General features: G+C 66.0%; 18 protein-coding genes and 1 tRNA gene. 18 read left to right on the top strand and 1 reads right to left on the bottom strand.

Features of this window, described 5'->3' with window-relative positions; genetic code table 11:
* Window positions 1–98 precede the first annotated feature (98 nt).
* The gene (locus AC1RAA_RS28010; RefSeq protein ID WP_062475437.1) at window positions 99–470 is read right to left on the bottom strand and encodes an Hsp20/alpha crystallin family protein; all 372 of its coding nucleotides are present in this window, start codon (window positions 468–470) and stop codon (window positions 99–101) included.
* 127 nt (window positions 471–597) lie between these two features.
* Between AC1RAA_RS28010 and AC1RAA_RS28005 the strand changes: the two genes are divergently transcribed.
* The 18 genes from AC1RAA_RS28005 (at window position 598) to nuoH (ending at window position 18,265) form a co-directional block, all read left to right on the top strand.
* A complete protein-coding gene (locus AC1RAA_RS28005) occupies window positions 598–1,881 on the top strand; it encodes a branched-chain amino acid ABC transporter substrate-binding protein (protein WP_492727737.1) in 1,284 nt (427 codons plus the stop codon).
* Between the two features lie 5 nt (window positions 1,882–1,886).
* A complete protein-coding gene (locus tag AC1RAA_RS28000) occupies window positions 1,887–3,080 on the top strand; it encodes a pyridoxal phosphate-dependent aminotransferase (RefSeq protein ID WP_492727736.1) in 1,194 nt (397 codons plus the stop codon).
* A gap of 11 nt (window positions 3,081–3,091) precedes the next feature.
* Window positions 3,092–3,886, top strand: a complete 795-nt coding sequence (locus AC1RAA_RS27995; RefSeq protein ID WP_492727735.1) for an AraC family transcriptional regulator — start codon at window positions 3,092–3,094, stop codon at window positions 3,884–3,886.
* Window positions 3,887–3,969: 83 nt separating this feature from the next.
* Window positions 3,970–4,980 (top strand): DMT family transporter, encoded by a 1,011-nt coding sequence (locus AC1RAA_RS27990; protein WP_492727734.1) that lies wholly within the window; start codon window positions 3,970–3,972, stop codon window positions 4,978–4,980.
* Window positions 4,977–5,243 carry a 30S ribosomal protein S15 gene (rpsO, locus tag AC1RAA_RS27985; RefSeq protein WP_056579564.1) on the top strand — a complete coding sequence of 89 codons (267 nt, stop codon included), beginning with the start codon at window positions 4,977–4,979 and terminating at the stop codon, window positions 5,241–5,243. Before AC1RAA_RS27990 ends, rpsO begins: the two co-directional genes overlap by 4 nt.
* Window positions 5,244–5,447: 204 nt before the next feature.
* Window positions 5,448–7,787, top strand: a complete 2,340-nt coding sequence (pnp, locus tag AC1RAA_RS27980; RefSeq protein WP_489058752.1) for a polyribonucleotide nucleotidyltransferase — start codon at window positions 5,448–5,450, stop codon at window positions 7,785–7,787.
* A gap of 90 nt (window positions 7,788–7,877) precedes the next feature.
* The gene (locus tag AC1RAA_RS27975; protein ID WP_492727733.1) at window positions 7,878–8,876 is read left to right on the top strand and encodes an NAD(P)H-quinone oxidoreductase; all 999 of its coding nucleotides are present in this window, start codon (window positions 7,878–7,880) and stop codon (window positions 8,874–8,876) included.
* Window positions 8,877–8,889: 13 nt separating this feature from the next.
* On the top strand, window positions 8,890–9,654 hold the full coding sequence (gene tpiA / locus AC1RAA_RS27970; protein ID WP_492727732.1) for a triose-phosphate isomerase: 765 nt from the start codon (window positions 8,890–8,892) through the stop codon (window positions 9,652–9,654).
* 38 nt (window positions 9,655–9,692) lie between these two features.
* Window positions 9,693–10,103, top strand: coding sequence for a preprotein translocase subunit SecG (gene secG, locus AC1RAA_RS27965; protein WP_390342723.1), 411 nt, complete (start codon window positions 9,693–9,695; stop codon window positions 10,101–10,103).
* 119 nt (window positions 10,104–10,222) lie between these two features.
* Window positions 10,223–10,307: transfer RNA gene (locus AC1RAA_RS27960), tRNA-Leu, on the top strand.
* A 67-nt stretch (window positions 10,308–10,374) separates the two neighbouring features.
* Window positions 10,375–10,734 carry an NADH-quinone oxidoreductase subunit A gene (locus AC1RAA_RS27955; RefSeq protein ID WP_055805154.1) on the top strand — a complete coding sequence of 120 codons (360 nt, stop codon included), beginning with the start codon at window positions 10,375–10,377 and terminating at the stop codon, window positions 10,732–10,734.
* A 15-nt stretch (window positions 10,735–10,749) separates the two neighbouring features.
* Window positions 10,750–11,229 (top strand): NuoB/complex I 20 kDa subunit family protein, encoded by a 480-nt coding sequence (locus AC1RAA_RS27950; RefSeq protein ID WP_007837763.1) that lies wholly within the window; start codon window positions 10,750–10,752, stop codon window positions 11,227–11,229.
* 13 nt (window positions 11,230–11,242) lie between these two features.
* Window positions 11,243–11,854: an NADH-quinone oxidoreductase subunit C gene (locus AC1RAA_RS27945; protein WP_062475411.1), complete on the top strand. Its 612-nt coding sequence runs from the start codon at window positions 11,243–11,245 to the stop codon at window positions 11,852–11,854.
* 5 nt (window positions 11,855–11,859) lie between these two features.
* Window positions 11,860–13,113 carry an NADH-quinone oxidoreductase subunit D gene (locus AC1RAA_RS27940; protein ID WP_062475408.1) on the top strand — a complete coding sequence of 418 codons (1,254 nt, stop codon included), beginning with the start codon at window positions 11,860–11,862 and terminating at the stop codon, window positions 13,111–13,113.
* Between the two features lie 10 nt (window positions 13,114–13,123).
* Window positions 13,124–13,666, top strand: coding sequence for an NADH-quinone oxidoreductase subunit NuoE family protein (locus tag AC1RAA_RS27935; RefSeq protein ID WP_062475406.1), 543 nt, complete (start codon window positions 13,124–13,126; stop codon window positions 13,664–13,666).
* Complete coding sequence (nuoF, locus tag AC1RAA_RS27930) at window positions 13,666–15,006, top strand: NADH-quinone oxidoreductase subunit NuoF (RefSeq protein WP_159271073.1); 1,341 nt, start codon at window positions 13,666–13,668, stop codon at window positions 15,004–15,006. Before AC1RAA_RS27935 ends, nuoF begins: the two co-directional genes overlap by 1 nt.
* 20 nt (window positions 15,007–15,026) lie before the next feature.
* Entirely contained in the window at window positions 15,027–17,192 is a 2,166-nt protein-coding gene (nuoG, locus tag AC1RAA_RS27925; RefSeq protein ID WP_492727731.1) for an NADH-quinone oxidoreductase subunit NuoG, read from the top strand.
* Window positions 17,189–18,265, top strand: a complete 1,077-nt coding sequence (gene nuoH, locus AC1RAA_RS27920) for an NADH-quinone oxidoreductase subunit NuoH (RefSeq protein ID WP_095949076.1) — start codon at window positions 17,189–17,191, stop codon at window positions 18,263–18,265. The genes nuoG and nuoH overlap by 4 nt, the downstream gene beginning before the upstream one ends.
* Window positions 18,266–18,269: the final 4 nt, after the last annotated feature.

The following is an 18,269-nucleotide window of genomic DNA, read 5'->3' as shown; positions in this document are numbered from 1 at the left end:
CATCATGTGACGTTATCCGGCACTATTGTGAATACGGCGCTTGTTTAAAGTCAAAACAAGCTGTCACTAACATTTTCTTCGTGGGGGCATCGCCGGGACTAGTTGATCTGCAAGTTCGAAACCTGGCTTGCCGGCACCAGCTTGCCGAGCTTCAGGGTCAGCACGCCGTTCTCCAGCTTGGCTTCGCTGGTGGCCAGGTCGATGGCTTGCGGCAGCTCGTAGGCGAGCTTGATCTGGCGCTTGGCTTCGGCCTTGCTTTCGATGCGGACCACGGCGCCTTCGATGGCCACCGACAGGTCTTCACGCGACAGGCCGGGCACGTCCAGCGACAGGGTCCAGCTCTTGTCGTCCTGCTCGACCAGGGGCGAGCGGCGGGCGCCGGCAAAGGCCTCGTTCACGAAGCGCTCGAAAGCGCGGTCGTGGGCACGGGGAGCGAAATGCGCGCTGCGGTGGGTGGGGGTGAAGAACATGGCGAAAACTCCAGGGTGAATGAACACAATGGGGACATGGAATGTGTGTCCCTTACACTGCGCGGCCTTTCCATCGTGAGTGCCGCTTGACACCTCATCTAGGCGCATCGGCACGCGTTTCAAGACAATGAAAACCCCCTTTATTTGGCGCCGCCAGGCCTTGAAATTCGCTGCGGCGGCGCTATGCGCGACCCCGTTCGCCGGCTTCGCCCAGGCCCCGCAGCCCGCCCCGATCCGGCTGGCGCTCATCGAGAGCATGAGCGGCCCGTTTGCCAACACCGGCGAGGCGGTGTTCCGCAACCTGTTGTGGGCCGTGGAGCGCGTGAACGCACGCGGCGGCGTGAAGCTGCCGGGCGGCGCGCGGCCGCTGCAGCTCGACCGCTACGACAGCAAGGGCCAGAACGAAGAGGCCCTGTCGGCGCTGCGCGCGGCCATGGACGACGGCACCCGCATCGTGCTTCAGGGCAACTCGTCGGTGACGGCCGCGGCGCTGATCGATGCCATCGACAAGAACAACGAGCGCGACCCGTCGCGGCGCGTGATCTTCCTGAACTACTCGGCCGTCGATCCGGTGCTGACCAACGAGCGCTGCAGCTTCTGGCACTTCCGCTTCGACGCCCATGCCGACATGCGCGTGGCCGCGCTGATGGACGTGGTCAAGGACGACGCGGCGCTCAAGCGCGTCTACCTGATCGGGCAGGACTACAGCTTCGGCCAGGCCGTGCTGCGCGAGTCGCGCCGCCAGCTGGGCGTGCAGCGCCCCGACGTGGAGATCGTCGGCGACGAACTGCACCCGATGGGCAAGGTGAAGGACTTCGCGCCCTACGCCACCAAGATCCTCGCCAGCGGCGCGCAGGCGGTGGTCACCGGCAACTGGGGCAACGACCTCACGCTGCTCGTGAAGGCCGCGCGCGAGGCTGGCTTCAACGGCAGCTTCTACACCTTCTACGGCAATGCGCTGGGCGCGCCGGCCGCCATCGGCGACGCGGGCATCGGCCGCGTGGTCGCCGTGGCCGACTGGCTGCCGAACGTGCAGACGCCGCAGTCCGAAGCCTTCTATCGCGCCTTCCGCACGCGCTTTCCGCGCCCGGCCGACGACTACGTGCACATGCGCATGCAGCTGTTGGTCGAGTCGCTCGCGCAGGCGCTGGAACGCGCGGGCAGCACCGAGGCCGTGCCGCTGGCGCGCGCACTGGAGCAGGCCGACGTGAGCCTGTACGGCCAGCGCGGGCGCATGCGCGCGGCCGACCACCAGTTCCAGCAGCAACTCGTGGTGGGCGTGATGGACAAGCAAGGCAAGCCCGGCGTGCAGTTCGACGTCGAGGGCTCGGGCTATGGCTTTCGCGTGATCAAGACGATCGCGCCGGAGCGCGCCGAGCAGCCCACCTCTTGCAAGATGAAGCGCCCCTGAGGTGCATGACCCCGACAGCACAGGAACTCCCCGACATGCGTGAAGCCATCCACCACCTCGAAGCCTCGAAGATCCGCGAAGTCGCCAATGCCGGCATGGGCCGCGACGACGTGCTCGCCTTCTGGTTCGGCGAGAGCGACGAGGTCACTCCCGAGGTGATCCGCCAGGCGGCCATCGAGTCGCTGCAGCGCGGCGAAACCTTCTACGCGCACAACCTCGGCCTGCCCGAGCTGCGCGAAGCCATCGCGCGCTACACCAGCCGCCTGCACCCGACGGTCGACGCCTCGCGCATCGCCGTCACCTCGGGCGGCGTGAGCGCGCTGATGCTCGCGGTGCAGGCGCTGGTCGATGCGGGCGACGACGTGGTCGCCGTCACGCCCGTGTGGCCCAACCTCACGGCGCAGCCGGCGATCATGGGCGCGCAGGTGCGCACCGTGCCGCTGGTGCCGGTGAACGGCCAGTGGACGCTCGACCTGCCCGCGTTGCGCGCGGCGGTCATGCCCAAGACGAAGCTGTTGATCGTCAATGCGCCGAACAACCCCACGGGCTGGACGATGACGCGCGACGAGCAGCAGGCCGTGCTCGACCACTGCCGCCAGACCGGCACCTGGATCCTGGCCGACGAGGTGTACGAGCGCCTGTACTTCGAGCCCACGCCGAACGGGTGCGCGCCGAGCTTCCTCGACATTTCCACGCCCGACGATCGCCTCGTCGTGACGCACAGCTTCTCGAAGAGCTTCCTCATGACCGGCTGGCGCCTCGGTTGGCTGGTGCTGCCGCCGGCGATGGTCGACGGCATCGGCAAGCTGATCGAGTTCAACACCTCGTGCGCCAGCGTGTTCACGCAGCGTGCCGCCATCGCGGCGCTGGAGCACACGGCCGACATCACGCCGCGCGTGGTCGCGCACTTGAAGCAATGCCGCGACACGCTGGTGCCGTTGCTGGCGGCGGTGCCGGGCGTGCAGGTGGCGCCGGCCAAGGGCGGCATGTATGCCTTCTTCCGGCTCGAAGGTTTCGGCGATTCGCTCGAGCTCGCCAAGCGCCTGGTCGCCGAAGCGGGCCTGGGGCTCGCGCCGGGCAATGCCTTCGCGCCCGAGGCGCAGGGCTGGCTGCGCTGGTGCTTTGCGTCGAAAGATCCGCAGCGGCTGGTGCAGGGCGTGGAGCGGCTGCGCGGCTGGCTGGCCAAGCAGGCGCGCTGAGGCTTTCCGGCATGGCCTTGAGGTCTGCGCCCGTCGATGCCGTGCGCATCCGCGGATCGGCGCTGCCGGGCCTGCAGGCGATCGCGGCTGAATCGAAGCGCAGCTTTCCGCGCCACATGCACGACGTGTTCGGCATCGGCGTGATGGACCGCGGTGGACAGCGCTCGGCCAGCGGGCGTGGCGCGGTCGAGGCGGTGCGCGGCGATGTCATCACGGTGAATCCGGGCGAGGTGCACGACGGCGTCGCGATGCGCGGCGAAGCGCGGGCCTGGCGCATGCTGCACCTGGCGCCCACGCTGCTGTCGGGCGGGGTGCCGACGGGGTTCGAGCTGACGCGGCCGGTGCTGAGCGATCCGGCGCTGCGGCAGGGCTTCGACCGGTTGTTCGCGGCCGTCGTCGAAGGCGACGACGCGCTGGCGCTGGAGCAGGGCGTGCTGCAACTGCTGCGCGATGCACCCGGCGCGCGGGCTCCGGAGGCGCCGAAGCGCGTGGCGCCGGCAGCGATGGAGCGTGCGCGTGCACGCATCGCCGACGACTGCATCCACGCGCCCACGCTCGCCGAACTGGCGCGCGAGGCGGGCCTGAGCCGCTACCAGTTGCTGCGCGGCTTTGCAGCCGCCTTCGGCCTGCCGCCGCATGCCTGGCTGCAGCAATGCCGGTTGTCGCGCGCCCGCCGGCTGATCGCGCAGGGCAGGGCGCTGGCCGATGCCGCGGCCGGCGCAGGCTTCTCTGACCAGAGCCACATGACGCGGGCCTTCGTGCGCTTCCTGGGCTTCACGCCCGGGGCGTATGCGGCGGCGCGCTAGCTCGATTCCTGCAATTTCGTTCAAGACCGCCGCGCCCCTGGCGGGAGACGCTCGAGCTTTCTGCAAAACGGAAGGCGATCAGCATGTCGGAACGAAGCAAGGGAATGTGGCTGTGCGCGCTCGCGATGGTCACGGTCGGCAGCACGGTGGTCGCGAGCAAGCTCATCGCGAGCGGCTTGCCGCCGTTCACGGCGACCGCGCTGCGCTTTGCGCTGGCGCTGCCCGTGTTCGTGGCGCTGATGGGGGTCATGCGCGTGCGCTGGCCGCGCCCGGACCGCCACGACGCCGTGCTGCTGCTGTGCCAGGCGGCGGCGGGCAGCGTGGGCTACACGGTGCTGCTGATCCTGGGCGTGCGCTGGGCACCGGCCGCCGATGCGGGCGTGGTGACCGGCACGCTGCCGGCCATGGCCGCGCTGGTGGCCGTGCTGGCGCTGCGCGAGCGGCCGGGGCGCTACCTAGTGGGCGGGATCGTGCTCGCGAGCCTGGGCGTGCTGGCGATCACGCTGCGTTCGGGCGACGGGGGCGGGGCGCGCACGTCGACCGCGCTGCTTGGCAACCTGCTGGTGCTGGGGGCGGTGGCGCTCGAGTCGCTGTTCATCCTGCTCAACAAGCGGCTGCGCGTGCCGCTGGCGCCGCTCGTGCAATCGACGGCGATGGTCGCGCTGGGGCTGCTGCTGTCCGTGGTTCCGGCGCTGCTGGAGCGCGCCTGGCTTCAGCCGGTGCCGGCGGAGGCGCTGGCCGGGGTGGCTTACTACGCGCTGGTGCCGACGGTGGCGGGTTTCCTGCTCTGGTACGCGGGCGCCGCCCGGCTGCGCGGTGCCGAGGCGGCGCTGTTCACGGCGCTGATGCCGGTGTCGGCGCTGGTCCTGGCGGCGTGGTGGCTGGGGGAGGCGGTGGGGTGGGCCCAGGTCGCCGGCGCCACCTGTGTGCTGGGGGCCGTGGGGCTGGTTTCGCTTGACGGAAGGCGGCGGGAAGGAGCGGTCAAGCCGGCCGATGTATACTCCCAAAGCTTTGCATGCCGCAAGGCGCACGGTGAGGGCAGTTCCAGTGCTCACCGCAAGTCAAACATCCCGGAACAAGGAAATTCAACATGATCGCAGCCTCCATCAAGGCCGAAGTTGTCAAGGACAACGCCCGTGCAGCCAACGACACCGGCAGCCCCGAAGTGCAAGTCGCACTGCTGACCGCTCGTATCAACGAGCTGACCCCCCACTTCAAGACGCACGCCAAGGACCACCACGGTCGTCGCGGCCTGCTGCGCATGGTCAGCCGCCGTCGCAAGCTCCTGGACTACCTCAAGTCCAAGGACGCTGAGCGTTACACCGCGCTGATCGCCAAGCTGGGTCTGCGCAAGTAATTCGAATCGCATGAAAAAACGCCTGGGTTAGTCCGCTAGCTCAGGCGTTTTTTACTTCGCGATCCACTTTCGGAGTGCCCAACAGAGCGAAGCTGTGTCATTCCAATGAAGTTCGCCCCGAGCTTCGCTGGAATGGCATCGTGTTCTGAGCAGCCTCCGCCCCTTGCGAATCCTGTGTGATTCGCTATCAAAATAGGAGCAATAATGAGCCTCTTCAACAAAATCACCAAGTCCTTCCAATGGGGCGACAAGACCGTCGTCATGGAAACCGGTGAAATCGCCCGCCAGGCGACCGGCGCCGTGCTGGTCGACATCGACGGCACTGTGATCCTGGCGACCGTGGTCGCTTCCAAGACCGCCAAGCCCGGCCAGGACTTCTTCCCGCTGACCGTCGACTACATCGAGAAGACCTACGCCGCCGGCAAGATCCCCGGCAGCTTCTTCAAGCGCGAAGCCAAGCCCAGCGAACACGAAACGCTGACCAGCCGCCTGATCGACCGTCCGATCCGCCCGCTGTTCCCCGAAGGTTTCCTGAACGAAGTGCACGTGGTGATCCACACCGTGTCGCTGAACCCTGAAGTCGACGCCGACATCGCCGCCATGATCGGCGTGAGCGCCGCCCTGTCGATCTCCGGCATCCCGTTCAGCGGCCCGATCGGTGCCGCCCGCGTGGGTTACATCAACGGCCAGTACGTGCTGAATCCGGGCCCCACGGCCCGCAAGGATTCGCAGATGGACCTCGTCGTCGCCGGCACGCAAGCCGCCGTGCTGATGGTCGAATCCGAAGCCCAGCAGCTCAGCGAAGAAATCATGCTGGGCGGCGTGGTGTTCGGTCACGAGCAGGCCAACATCGCGATCAACGCGATTCACGACCTCGTGCGCGACGCCGGCAAGCCGGAATGGCTCAAGGAAGGCACCTGGGTGCCTGAAGCCAAGGACGAAGACTTCATCGCCAAGATCAACGGCCTGGCCGAAGAAAAGCTGCGCGCCGTCTACCAGATCCGCAGCAAGCAAGCCCGCACGCAAGCCCTGCGCGAAGCCAATGCCAGCGTCTTCACGGCACTGAAGGCCGAAGGCGCCGAGTTCGACGCCGGCAAGGTCAGCGACCTGCTGTTCGCGATCGAATCGCGCATCGTGCGCGGCCAGATCCTGCAAGGCGAGCCGCGCATCGACGGCCGCGACACGCGCACCGTGCGCCCCATCGAAATCCGCAACTCCGTGCTGCCCCGCACCCACGGCTCGGCGCTGTTCACGCGCGGCGAGACGCAGGGTCTGGTCGTCACCACGCTCGGCACCGAGCGCGACGCACAGCGCATCGATGCGCTGGCCGGCGAGTACGAAGACCGCTTCCTGTTCCACTACAACATGCCTCCCTTCGCCACCGGTGAAGTGGGTCGCATGGGTTCCACCAAGCGCCGCGAAGTGGGCCACGGCCGCTTGGCCAAGCGCGCGCTCGTCGCCGTGCTGCCGACCAAGGAAGAATTCCCGTACACCATCCGCGTGGTGTCGGAAATCACCGAGTCGAACGGCTCCTCGTCGATGGCTTCGGTCTGCGGCGGCTGCCTCTCGATGATGGACGCCGGCGTGCCCATGAAGGCGCACGTGGCCGGTATCGCCATGGGCCTGATCAAGGAAGACAACCGCTTCGCGGTGCTGACCGACATCCTGGGCGACGAAGATCACCTGGGCGACATGGACTTCAAGGTGGCCGGTACGACCAACGGCATCACCGCGCTGCAGATGGACATCAAGATCCAGGGCATCACCAAGGAAATCATGCAGGTCGCACTGGCACAGGCCAAGGAAGCGCGCATGCACATCCTGGGCAAGATGCAAGAAGCGATGGGCGAGGCCAAGGCCGACGTGTCGCAGTTCGCACCGCGCCTGACCACGCTGAAGATCAACCCCGAGAAGATCCGCGACGTGATCGGCAAGGGCGGCGCCGTGATCCGTGGCCTGCAGGAAGAAACCGGCACGACGATCAACATCGACGAAGACGGCACCATCACCATCGCCTCGACCGATCCGGAAAAGGCCGAATTCGCCAAGAAGCGCATCGAGCAGATCACCGCTGAAGTCGAAATCGGCAAGGTCTACGAAGGCCCGATCACCAAGATCCTGGACTTCGGCGCGCTGGTCAACCTGCTGCCCGGCAAGGATGGCCTGCTGCACATCAGCCAGATCGCGCACGAGCGCGTCGAGAAGGTGACCGACTACCTGAGCGAAGGCCAGATCGTGAAGGTCAAGGTTCTCGAGACCGACGAAAAGGGCCGCGTCAAGCTGTCCATGAAGGCTCTGACCGAGCGTCCGGCCGGCATGGAATACAGCGAGCGCCCGCCGCGCGAAGACCGCGGCGATCGCGGTGACCGTGGTGGCGACCGCCGTGAGCGTTCGGACCGTGGCGATCGCGGCGGCGACCGTGGTGGTGATCGTGGCGAGCGCGCACCGCGCTTCAACGACCAGCAGCAACAGCCCCGCGGCGAGCAGCAACAGCAGCCCGCCGGCGAGTCGCAGCAGCAAGCGCCGCGCGAACCGCAGGAGTAAGCAGTGAGGCGCGACGGCCCAGTGCCGTCGCCTCTCGTGGACAGCCACTGATGCCCGCCCCTGTGCGGGCATCCGAGTCTCGGAGACCCCATGAAAGCCATTGAGATCACTTCGTACGGCGCCCCCGAGGTGCTGCGCGTCGCTGCACGTCCCGATCCGGTCGCCGGCGAGGGTGAGCTGCTGATCCGCGTGGCGGCCAGCGGCGTGAATCGCCCGGACGTGCTGCAGCGGATGGGGCACTACCCCGTGCCGCCCGGCGCTTCCGACCTGCCGGGCCTTGAAGTGGCTGGCGAGATCGTGTCGGGCGACGCCAAGGCGTTGGCCGAGGCGGGCTTCAAGGTCGGCGACCGCGTGTGCGCGCTGGTCGCCGGTGGCGGCTACGCCGAGTTGTGCGTGGCGCCCGTGGCGCAATGCCTGCCGGTGCCCAAGGGCTGGAGCGACATCGAGGCGGCCTCGCTGCCCGAGACCTTCTTCACCGTCTGGAGCAATGTGTTCGAGCGCGGCCGCCTGCAGAAGGGTGAGACCCTGCTGATCCAGGGCGGCTCGAGCGGCATCGGCGTCACGGCGATCCAGATCGCCAAGGCGCTTGGCGCGACCGTGATCGTCACGGCCGGCAGCGACGACAAGTGCGAAGCCTGCCTGAAACTCGGCGCCGACCACGCGATCAACTACCGCACGAGCGATTTCGTCGAAGTGGCGAAGCAGCTCACGGGCGGCAAGGGCGTGGACGTGGTGCTCGACATGGTGGCCGGCGACTACGTGGCGCGCGAGATCGAATGCCTGGCCGAAGACGGCCGGCTCGTGATCATTGCGGTGCAGGGCGGTGTGAAGAGTGAGATCAACGCGGGCCTCGTGCTGCGTCGTCGGCTCACGATCACCGGCTCGACGCTGCGTCCGCGGTCGGTGGCGTTCAAGGGGGCCATTGCCAAGGCGCTGCGCGAAAAGGTCTGGCCGCTGCTCGAAAGCGGCGCGGTCAAGCCCGTGATCCACAGCACCTATGCGGCAGCAGGTGAGCCCAGCGGCGCGGCCCAGGCTCACACCCTGATGGAATCGAACCAGCACATCGGCAAGATCGTGCTGACTTGGTGAGACGAGCAACGCGATGACAACCTTCAAGAAACTGATTGCCGGCAACTGGAAGATGAATGGCGGCCTGGCCGCCAACGAGGCGCTGGTGAAGGCCCTGCAGCAAGGGCTGGCCGCCAGCCCCGCGGCCTGCGGTGTTGCACTGTGCGCGCCTGCGCCGTACTTCGCCCAGCTGCAATCGCTGCTGGCGGGCACGCCGTCGCTGGCCCTTGGTGCGCAGGACATCTCGGCGCACCCGCAAGGTGCGTTCACCGGCGAGCAGTCGGCGGCGATGCTGAAGGATTTCGGCGTGCGCTATGCGATCGTCGGCCATTCGGAGCGTCGCCAGTACCACGGCGAGACCGATGACGTCGTGGCGGCCAAGACGGCGGCGGCGCTGGCGAATGGCATCACGCCGATCGTCTGCGTCGGTGAGACGCTGGCACAGCGCGAAGCAGGGCAGACCGAAGAGATCGTCAAGCGCCAGCTGGCTGCGGTGATCCATGTGAACGGCCACTGCATCAGCGAGATCGTCGTGGCCTACGAGCCGGTCTGGGCCATCGGCACGGGCAAGACGGCTTCGCCCGAACAGGCGCAGGCGGTGCATGCCGTGCTGCGTGCGCAACTGCACCATGCCGCGAGCGAACACGCCGCGGGCATCAAGATTCTGTACGGCGGCAGCATGAACGCGGCAAATGCCGCCGAACTGCTGGCGCAGGCCGACATCGACGGCGGCCTCATCGGTGGCGCCTCGCTCAAGGCGCCCGACTTTCTGCAGATCATTTCTGCCGCTGCACGCTGATCGCGGCAACGGCAGCCATCACTTAGGAGTAAGAACGAATGAACGTGGTCCTCAATCTTCTGGTCGGCGTGCAAATGCTGGCGGCGCTGGCAATGATCGGCCTGATCCTGATCCAGCACGGCAAGGGTGCCGACATGGGCGCGGCCTTCGGCAGCGGCAGTGCAGGCAGCCTGTTCGGCGCCAGCGGCAGTGCCAACTTCCTCTCGCGCACGACGGCCGTGCTGGCTGCGGTGTTCTTCGCCTGCACGCTGCTGCTGGCCTACTTCAGCCACGCACGTCCTGCGGGCGGCGGCAGCCTGCTGGAGCGCGCCGCCGTGGGTGCGCCTGCTGCACCGGCCGCGCCTGCGACGGGCGCTGCGGGCGAAATCCCCGCTGCAGCAGCACCTGCGAAGGCTGCTTCGGCGCCTGCTGCACCCGTTTCGGGCCCTGGCCAGATTCCGGCCAAGTAATCAGGTTGTTTTCATGCAGCCGTTCGTGAGAAACGGCTTCATTTCAGGGTAAACTCTAAATCTGTTCAGAAAGCCAAATGCCTCAACGGCACCTCATGCCATCTGGACAGTTAAAAACCGCGGTCGTGGTGAAATTGGTAGACACGCTATCTTGAGGGGGTAGTGGCGAAAGCTGTGCGAGTTCGAGTCTCGCCGACCGCACCAAATCTCACCGGCAGAAGATCTCTTTCCAGAGGCTCTTCTGTCGGTGGCAAGCGGTGAAAATTTCTCGATGAACCTCGATTCCTACCTTCCCGTCCTTTTGTTCATTTTGGTCGGGGTCGGCGTAGGCGTCGCCCCGCAAGTCATCGGATACATCCTCGGGCCCAATCGGCCCGACGCTGCGAAGAACGCGCCCTACGAGTGCGGCTTCGAAGCCTTCGAGGATGCGCGCATGAAGTTCGACGTGCGCTATTACCTCGTCGCGATTCTCTTCATCCTCTTCGATCTCGAGATTGCCTTTCTCTTTCCGTGGGCCATTGCGCTCAAGGAAATCGGCGCTGTTGGCTTCTGGGCCATGATGATCTTTCTCGCCATCCTTGTCGTGGGCTTCGTCTACGAGTGGAAAAAAGGCGCGCTCGACTGGGAATGACAAGGAAGCTACACGATGGCCATTGAAGGCGTTCTCAAAGAAGGCTTCGTCACCACGACCTACGACTCGGTCGTGAACTGGGCGAAGACCGGATCTCTCTGGCCGATGACGTTCGGCCTCGCATGCTGTGCGGTCGAAATGATGCACGCGGGCGCTGCCCGCTACGACATCGATCGTTTCGGCATGCTGTTCCGCCCCAGCCCGCGCCAGTCCGATCTGATGATCGTGGCCGGCACGCTGTGCAACAAGATGGCGCCGGCGCTGCGCAAGGTCTACGACCAGATGCCCGAGCCGCGCTGGGTGCTCTCGATGGGCTCCTGCGCGAACGGCGGCGGTTACTACCACTACAGCTATTCCGTGGTGCGTGGCTGCGACCGCATCGTGCCGGTCGACGTCTATGTGCCGGGTTGCCCGCCCACCGCTGAAGCACTGCTGTACGGCGTGATCCAGCTGCAGCAGAAGATTCGCCGCACCAACACCATTGCCCGCGCCTGAGAGATTGCCGACGATGACTGACTTTGCAATTTCGCCGGAGGTGCTGCGCGCCACCATCGCCGAGACGCTCGGTGCCAAGGCCAAGAGCGTGACGATCGCGCTCGAAGAAGTGACCGTCGTGGTCAGCGCTGCCGACTACATCGACGCGGCGCTCCTGCTGCGCGATGCGCCCGGCTGCCGCTTCGAGCAGCTGATCGACCTGTGCGGCATGGACTATTCCGATTACCGCGAAGGCGAGTGGCAGGGCGAACGCTACGGCGTCGTCTCGCACCTGCTTTCCGTGAGCCTCAACCAGCGCGTGCGCCTGAAGGTGTTCGCGACCAGCGAAGACCTGCCCGTGATCGACTCGCTCCAGCCCGTCTGGAGCGCTGCCACGTGGTTCGAGCGCGAAGCCTTCGACCTGTACGGCATCGTGTTCGACGGCCACGACGACCTGCGCCGCATCCTGACCGACTACGGCTTCATCGGCCACCCGTTCCGCAAGGACTTCCCGGTGTCGGGTCACGTCGAAATGCGCTACGACGAAGAGCAGAAGCGCGTGGTCTACCAGCCGGTCTCGATCGAGCCGCGCGAAATCACGCCGCGCGTGATCCGCGAAGACAACTACGGCGGCGGTTTGCACTGACAGATATGGCCGAAATCAAGAACTACACACTCAACTTCGGTCCCCAGCACCCCGCAGCACACGGCGTGCTGCGCCTGGTGCTCGAGCTGGACGGCGAAGTGATCCAGCGTGCCGACCCCCACATCGGCCTGCTGCACCGTGCGACCGAGAAGCTCGCCGAATCGCGCACCTTCATCCAGTCGCTGCCCTACATGGACCGCCTCGACTACGTGTCGATGATGTCCAACGAGCACGCTTACTGCCTCGCCATCGAGCGGATGATGGGCCTGGACGTGCCGATCCGCGCGCAGTACATCCGCGTGATGTTCGCCGAGATCACCCGCCTGCTGAACCACCTGCTGTGGCTTGGTGCGCACGGTCTGGACTGCGGCGCGATGAACATGCTCATCTACTGCTTCCGCGAGCGTGAAGACCTGTTCGACATGTACGAAGCCGTGTCCGGCGCGCGCATGCACGCGGCGTACTTCCGTCCGGGTGGCGTCTACCGCGACCTGCCGGATTCGATGCCGCAGTACAAGGTCAGCAAGATCAAGAATGCGAAGGCCATCGAGAAGCTCAACGAGAACCGCCAGGGCTCGCTGCTCGACTTCATCGACGACTTCTGCAAGCGCTTCCCGAAGATGGTCGACGAGTACGAGACGCTGCTCACCGACAACCGCATCTGGAAGCAGCGCACCGTGGGCATCGGCGTGGTCACGCCGGAGCGCGCGCTGAACCTGGGCTTCACCGGCCCGATGCTGCGTGGCTCGGGCGTCGAATGGGACCTGCGCAAGAAGCAGCCCTACGACGTCTACGACCAGATGCAGTTCGACGTGCCCGTGGGCAAGACCGGCGACTGCTACGACCGCTACCTGGTTCGCGTGGAAGAAATGCGCCAGGCCAACAAGATCATCCAGCAGTGCTCGGCATGGCTGCGCGTGAATCCGGGTCCGGTCATCACCAGCAACCACAAGGTCGCCGCGCCCGCGCGCGAATCGATGAAGGCGAACATGGAGGAGCTGATCCACCATTTCAAGCTCTTCACCGAAGGCTTCCATGTGCCCGAAGGCGAGGCGTATGCCGCCGTCGAGCATCCCAAGGGCGAGTTCGGCATCTACCTCGTGAGCGACGGCGCCAACAAGCCGTACCGCCTGAAGATCCGCGCCCCGGGCTTCCCGCACCTCGCTGCCCTCGACGAAATGTCGCGCGGCCACATGATCGCCGACGCTGTCGCGGTGATCGGCACGATGGACATCGTGTTCGGCGAAATCGACAGGTGAGAAAGAGCGAATGACGACTTCCTCAACCCATCACCATGACGCGGCGCCCTCAGCGCCGCTGAAGGCTGCCATCCTCGAGCGCTTTGCGCGCGAGGTCGCGAAGTACCCCGAAGCCGGCAAGCAGTCGGCCGTGATGGCCTGCCTGGCCATCGTCCAGCAGGACGAGGGCTTCGTGAGCGTGCAGCGCGAGCGCGAGATCGCCGCCTACCTCGGCATGGCGCCCATCGCCGTGCACGAGGTGACGACCTTCTACAACATGTACAACCAGCATCCGGTGGGCAAGTTCAAGCTCAACGTGTGCACCAACCTGCCGTGCCAGCTGCGCGATGGCGTCACCGCGCTCGTGCACCTCGAGAAGAAGCTCGGCATCAAGATGGGCGAGACCACGGCCGACGGCCTGTTCACGCTGCAGCAGAGCGAATGCCTGGGCGCCTGCGCCGATTCGCCCGTGATGCTGGTCAACGACCGCACCATGTGCAGCTTCATGAGCAACGACAAGCTCGACCAGCTCATCGACGGTTTGCGCAGTGCCAAGCCAGGGGAGGCTTCGTGATGACGCCCGAACAGGTTCTCTCGCAATTCCAGGCCACCGGTGTCCAGACCTGCTTCCATGACCGCCACATCGGCGCTCAGATCTATGCAGGCCTGGACGGCACCAACTGGCACCTGGCCGACTACGAAGCGCGCGGCGGCTACCAGGCGCTGCGCAAGATCCTCACCGAGGGCCTCACGCCCGACCAGGTGATCGCCGAAGTGAAGGCCTCGGGCCTGCGCGGCCGTGGCGGTGCGGGTTTCCCGACCGGCCTGAAGTGGAGCTTCATGCCCCGCCAGTTCCCGGGCCAGAAGTACCTCGTCTGCAATTCGGACGAAGGCGAGCCCGGCACGTGCAAGGACCGCGACATCCTGCAGTTCAACCCGCACATCGTGATCGAAGGCATGGCCATCGCCGCGTATGCGATGGGCATCAGCGTGGGCTACAACTACATCCACGGCGAGATCTTCCAGAGCTACGACCGCTTCGAGGCCGCCCTCGAAGAAGCGCGCGCCGCCGGCTACCTCGGCGACAAGATCATGGGCAGCACGTACAACTTCCAGTTGCACGCCGCCCACGGCTTCGGTGCCTACATCTGCGGCGAAGAAACCGCGCTGCTCGAGTCGCTCGAAGGCAAGAAGGGCCAGCCGCGCTTCAAGCCGCCGTTCCCGGCCAGCTTCGGCCTGTACGGCAAGCCGACCACCATCAACAACACCGAGACCTTCGCGGCGGTGCCCTGGATCATCCGCAACGGCGGCCAGGCCTACCTCGAGTGCGGCAAGCCGAACAACGGCGGCACCAAGATCTACTCGGTGAGCGGTGACGTCGAGCTGCCCGGCAACTACGAAGTGCCGATGGGCACGCCGTTCTCCAAGCTGCTCGAGCTGGCCGGCGGCGTGCGCAAGGGCCGCACGCTCAAGGCCGTGATCCCCGGCGGCTCATCGTCGCCGGTGCTGCCGGCCGACATCATGATGGCCTGCACCATGGACTACGACTCCATCGCCAAGGCCGGCTCCATGCTGGGTTCGGGCGCGGTGATCGTCATGGACGACAGCCGCTCGATGGTCGAGTCGCTCAAGCGCCTCTCGTACTTCTACATGCACGAGTCCTGCGGCCAGTGCACCCCCTGCCGCGAAGGCACGGGCTGGCTCTACCGCGTGGTGGACCGTATCCACAACGGCCAGGGCAAGCCCAGCGACATGCAGCTGCTGGACTCCGTGGCCGGCGACATCATGGGCCGCACCATCTGTGCGCTCGGCGATGCGGCAGCGATGCCCGTGCGCGCCATGATCAAGCACTTCCGCCATGAGTTCGAGGCCCTGATCCCGGGTCACGTCCCGACGGCGCCCGTCAAGGCCTGAGTGCGAGAAGAAACACAGACATGATCGAAATCGAACTCGACGGCAAGAAGGTCGAAGTGACCGAAGGCAGCATGGTGATGCATGCGGCCGAAAAGGCGGGCACCTACATCCCGCACTTCTGCTATCACAAGAAACTCAGCATTGCGGCCAACTGCCGCATGTGCCTGGTCGACGTGGAAAAGGCGCCCAAGCCGATGCCGGCCTGCGCCACGCCCGTCACGCAGGGCATGATCGTTCGCACCAAGAGCGACAAGGCCATCAAGGCCCAGCAGTCCGTCATGGAGTTCCTGCTGATCAACCACCCGCTGGATTGCCCCATCTGCGACCAGGGCGGCGAATGCCAGCTGCAGGACCTGGCCGTGGGCTACGGCGGCTCTTCTTCGCGTTACGAAGAAGAAAAGCGCGTCGTGTTCCACAAGGACGTCGGCCCGCTGATCAGCATGGAAGAAATGAGCCGCTGCATCCACTGCACGCGCTGCGTCCGTTTCGGCCAGGAAGTGGCCGGCGTGATGGAGCTGGGCATGTCGCACCGCGGCGAGCACTCCGAAATCGAAACCTTCCTCGGCGACTCGGTCGACTCCGAGCTGTCGGGCAACATGATCGACATCTGCCCGGTCGGCGCGCTCACGAGCAAGCCGTTCCGCTACAGCGCTCGCACCTGGGAACTGTCGCGCCGCAAGTCGGTGAGCCCACACGATTCCACCGGTGCCAACCTGATCGTCCAGGTCAAGAACAACCGCGTGATGCGCGTGGTGCCGCTGGAGAACGAAGACGTCAATGAATGCTGGATCGCCGACCGCGACCGCTTCTCGTACGAAGCACTCAACGGCACGGAACGCCTGACGCAGCCCATGCTGAAGCAGGGCGGCCAATGGCAGCAGGTCGACTGGCAGACGGCGCTCGAGTACGTTGCCAACGGCCTCAAGCAGATCAAGACCGACCACGGCGCGCAAAGCATCGGCACGCTGGTCAGCCCGCACAGCACGCTCGAAGAGCTGCAGCTCGCCGCCATGCTCACGCGTGAACTCGGCAGCGACAACATCGACTACCGCCTGCGCAATGCCGAATTCACGGCCTTCGAAGGTGTGCGCTGGCTCGGCACCTCGATCGCCTCGCTCACGCAAGTGCAGCGCGCGCTGGTCGTCGGTTCGAACCTGCGCAAGGAACACCCGCTGTTCGCGCAGCGCATCCGCCAGGCCGTGCGCAAGGGCGCCGCGCTGTCGGTGATCACTTCGTCCAGCCTCATGGCCGATCGCGGTGCCTGGGCCATCGACGTGGCGCAAGCGGCCATCGTCGAAGCCGACCAGTGGGTCGAGGCGCTGGCCGCCGTGGCTGCGGCCATCGGCCAGACCAACGGCGCTGCCGCGCCGCTGGCACCGAAGAACGCACCCGACGCCGTCGCGCAAGCCATCGCAGCCTCGCTGCTGAGCGGCGAACGCAAGGCGATCCTGCTCGGCAATGCCGCCGCGCACCACGCGCAAGCCAGCAGCCTGCTGGCCCTCGCAAACTGGATCGGCGCACAGACCGGCGCCACCGTCGGCTACCTGACCGAAGCGGGCAACACCGTGGGCGCACAGCTCGTCGGCGCCTTCCCGCAGAACGGCGGCCTCGATGCCGGCCGCATGCTCGCCGCCGGCTCCGGCCTCAAGGCCGTGCTGCTGCTGAACACCGAGCCGGTGTTCGACTCGGCCGCCGGTGCTGCCGCCGCCGATGTCATCGGCAATGCGCAGATGGTGGTCACGCTGAGCCCCTTCAAGGCCAACCTCGAGTTCAGCGACGTGCTGCTGCCCATCGCCCCGTTCACCGAAACGCCCGGCACCTTCGTCAATGCCGAAGGCCGCCTGCAAGGTTTCCATGCCGTCGTGAAGCCACAAGGCGAAACGCGTCCGGCGTGGAAGGTGCTGCGCGTGCTGGCGAACCTGCTCGGCCTGCCGGGCTTCGCCTTCGAATCGACCGCCGAGGTGCTGGCCACCGTCGGTGACAAGGGCACCGTGCCGGCGAACGCGCTGAGCAACGCCACGTCCGCCAAGGCCGTCGCGGCCAGCGGCGTCGTGGCTGCGCCCGTGGTCGCGAGCATCTACCAGCTCGACTCGATCGTGCGCCGCGCACCGTCGCTGCAGCTGACCGCCGACGCGCGCCACAGCGCATCGGCCGCACCCGCTCGTGCCGAGGAGGCCTTGGCATGATCGACGCAATTCATGGCTTCGGCCAGGGGCTGGTCGCCGCAGGCTGGTGGACGTCCGTCGTCTGGCCCGTGGTCTGGACGCTGATCAAGATCATCGTCGTCGTGATCCCGCTGATGCTGGCCGTGGCGTACCTCACGCTGTGGGAACGCAAGGCCATCGGCTTCACGCAGATCCGCGTGGGCCCGAACCGCATCGGGCCGCTGGGCCTGCTGCAGCCGATCGCTGACGCGCTCAAGCTGATGACCAAGGAAATCATCCTTCCGACGGTCGCCAACAAGGGCCTGTTCCTGCTCGGCCCGATCATGACCATCATGCCGGCGCTGGCCGCATGGGCCGTGATTCCCTTCGGTCCCGACGTGGCGCTGGCCAACATCAACGCCGGCCTGCTGTTCGTGATGGCCATCACCTCGCTCGAGGTGTACGGCGTGATCATCGCCGGCTGGGCCTCGAACTCGAAGTACGCCTTCCTGGGCGCGCTGCGCGCCTCGGCACAGATGGTGAGCTACGAAATCGCGATGGGCTTCTGCTTCGTCGTGGTGCTGATGGTCACGGGCAGCCTGAACATGTCCGACATCGTGACGGTGCAGGGCAAGGGCATGTTCCAAGACATGGGCATTGGCTTCCTGTCGTGGAACTGGCTGCCGCTGCTGCCGATCTTCGTTGTGTACTTCATCTCGGGTCTCGCCGAAACCAACCGCCACCCGTTCGACGTGGTGGAAGGCGAATCCGAAATCGTGGCCGGCCACATGATCGAGTACTCGGGCATGAGCTTCGCGATGTTCTTCCTGGCCGAGTACGCCAACATGTGGCTCGTCTCGATCCTGACCGTGGTGCTGTTCCTCGGTGGATGGCTGCCGCCGTTCGAGTTCCTGAGCTTCATTCCGGGCTGGATCTGGCTGGGCCTGAAGACCTTCTGCGTGGTCACCATGTTCCTGTGGGTGCGCTCGACGTTCCCGCGCTTCCGCTACGACCAGATCATGCGTCTGGGCTGGAAGATCTTCATTCCCGTCACCCTGGTGTGGCTGGTCGTGGTCGGTGGCTGGATGCAGACGCCGTTCAACATCTGGAAATAAGCAG

Source organism: Variovorax sp. GW823-FHT04F07, from assembly GCF_058795995.1.
This window is presented reverse-complemented; position numbering and strand designations above follow the sequence as displayed.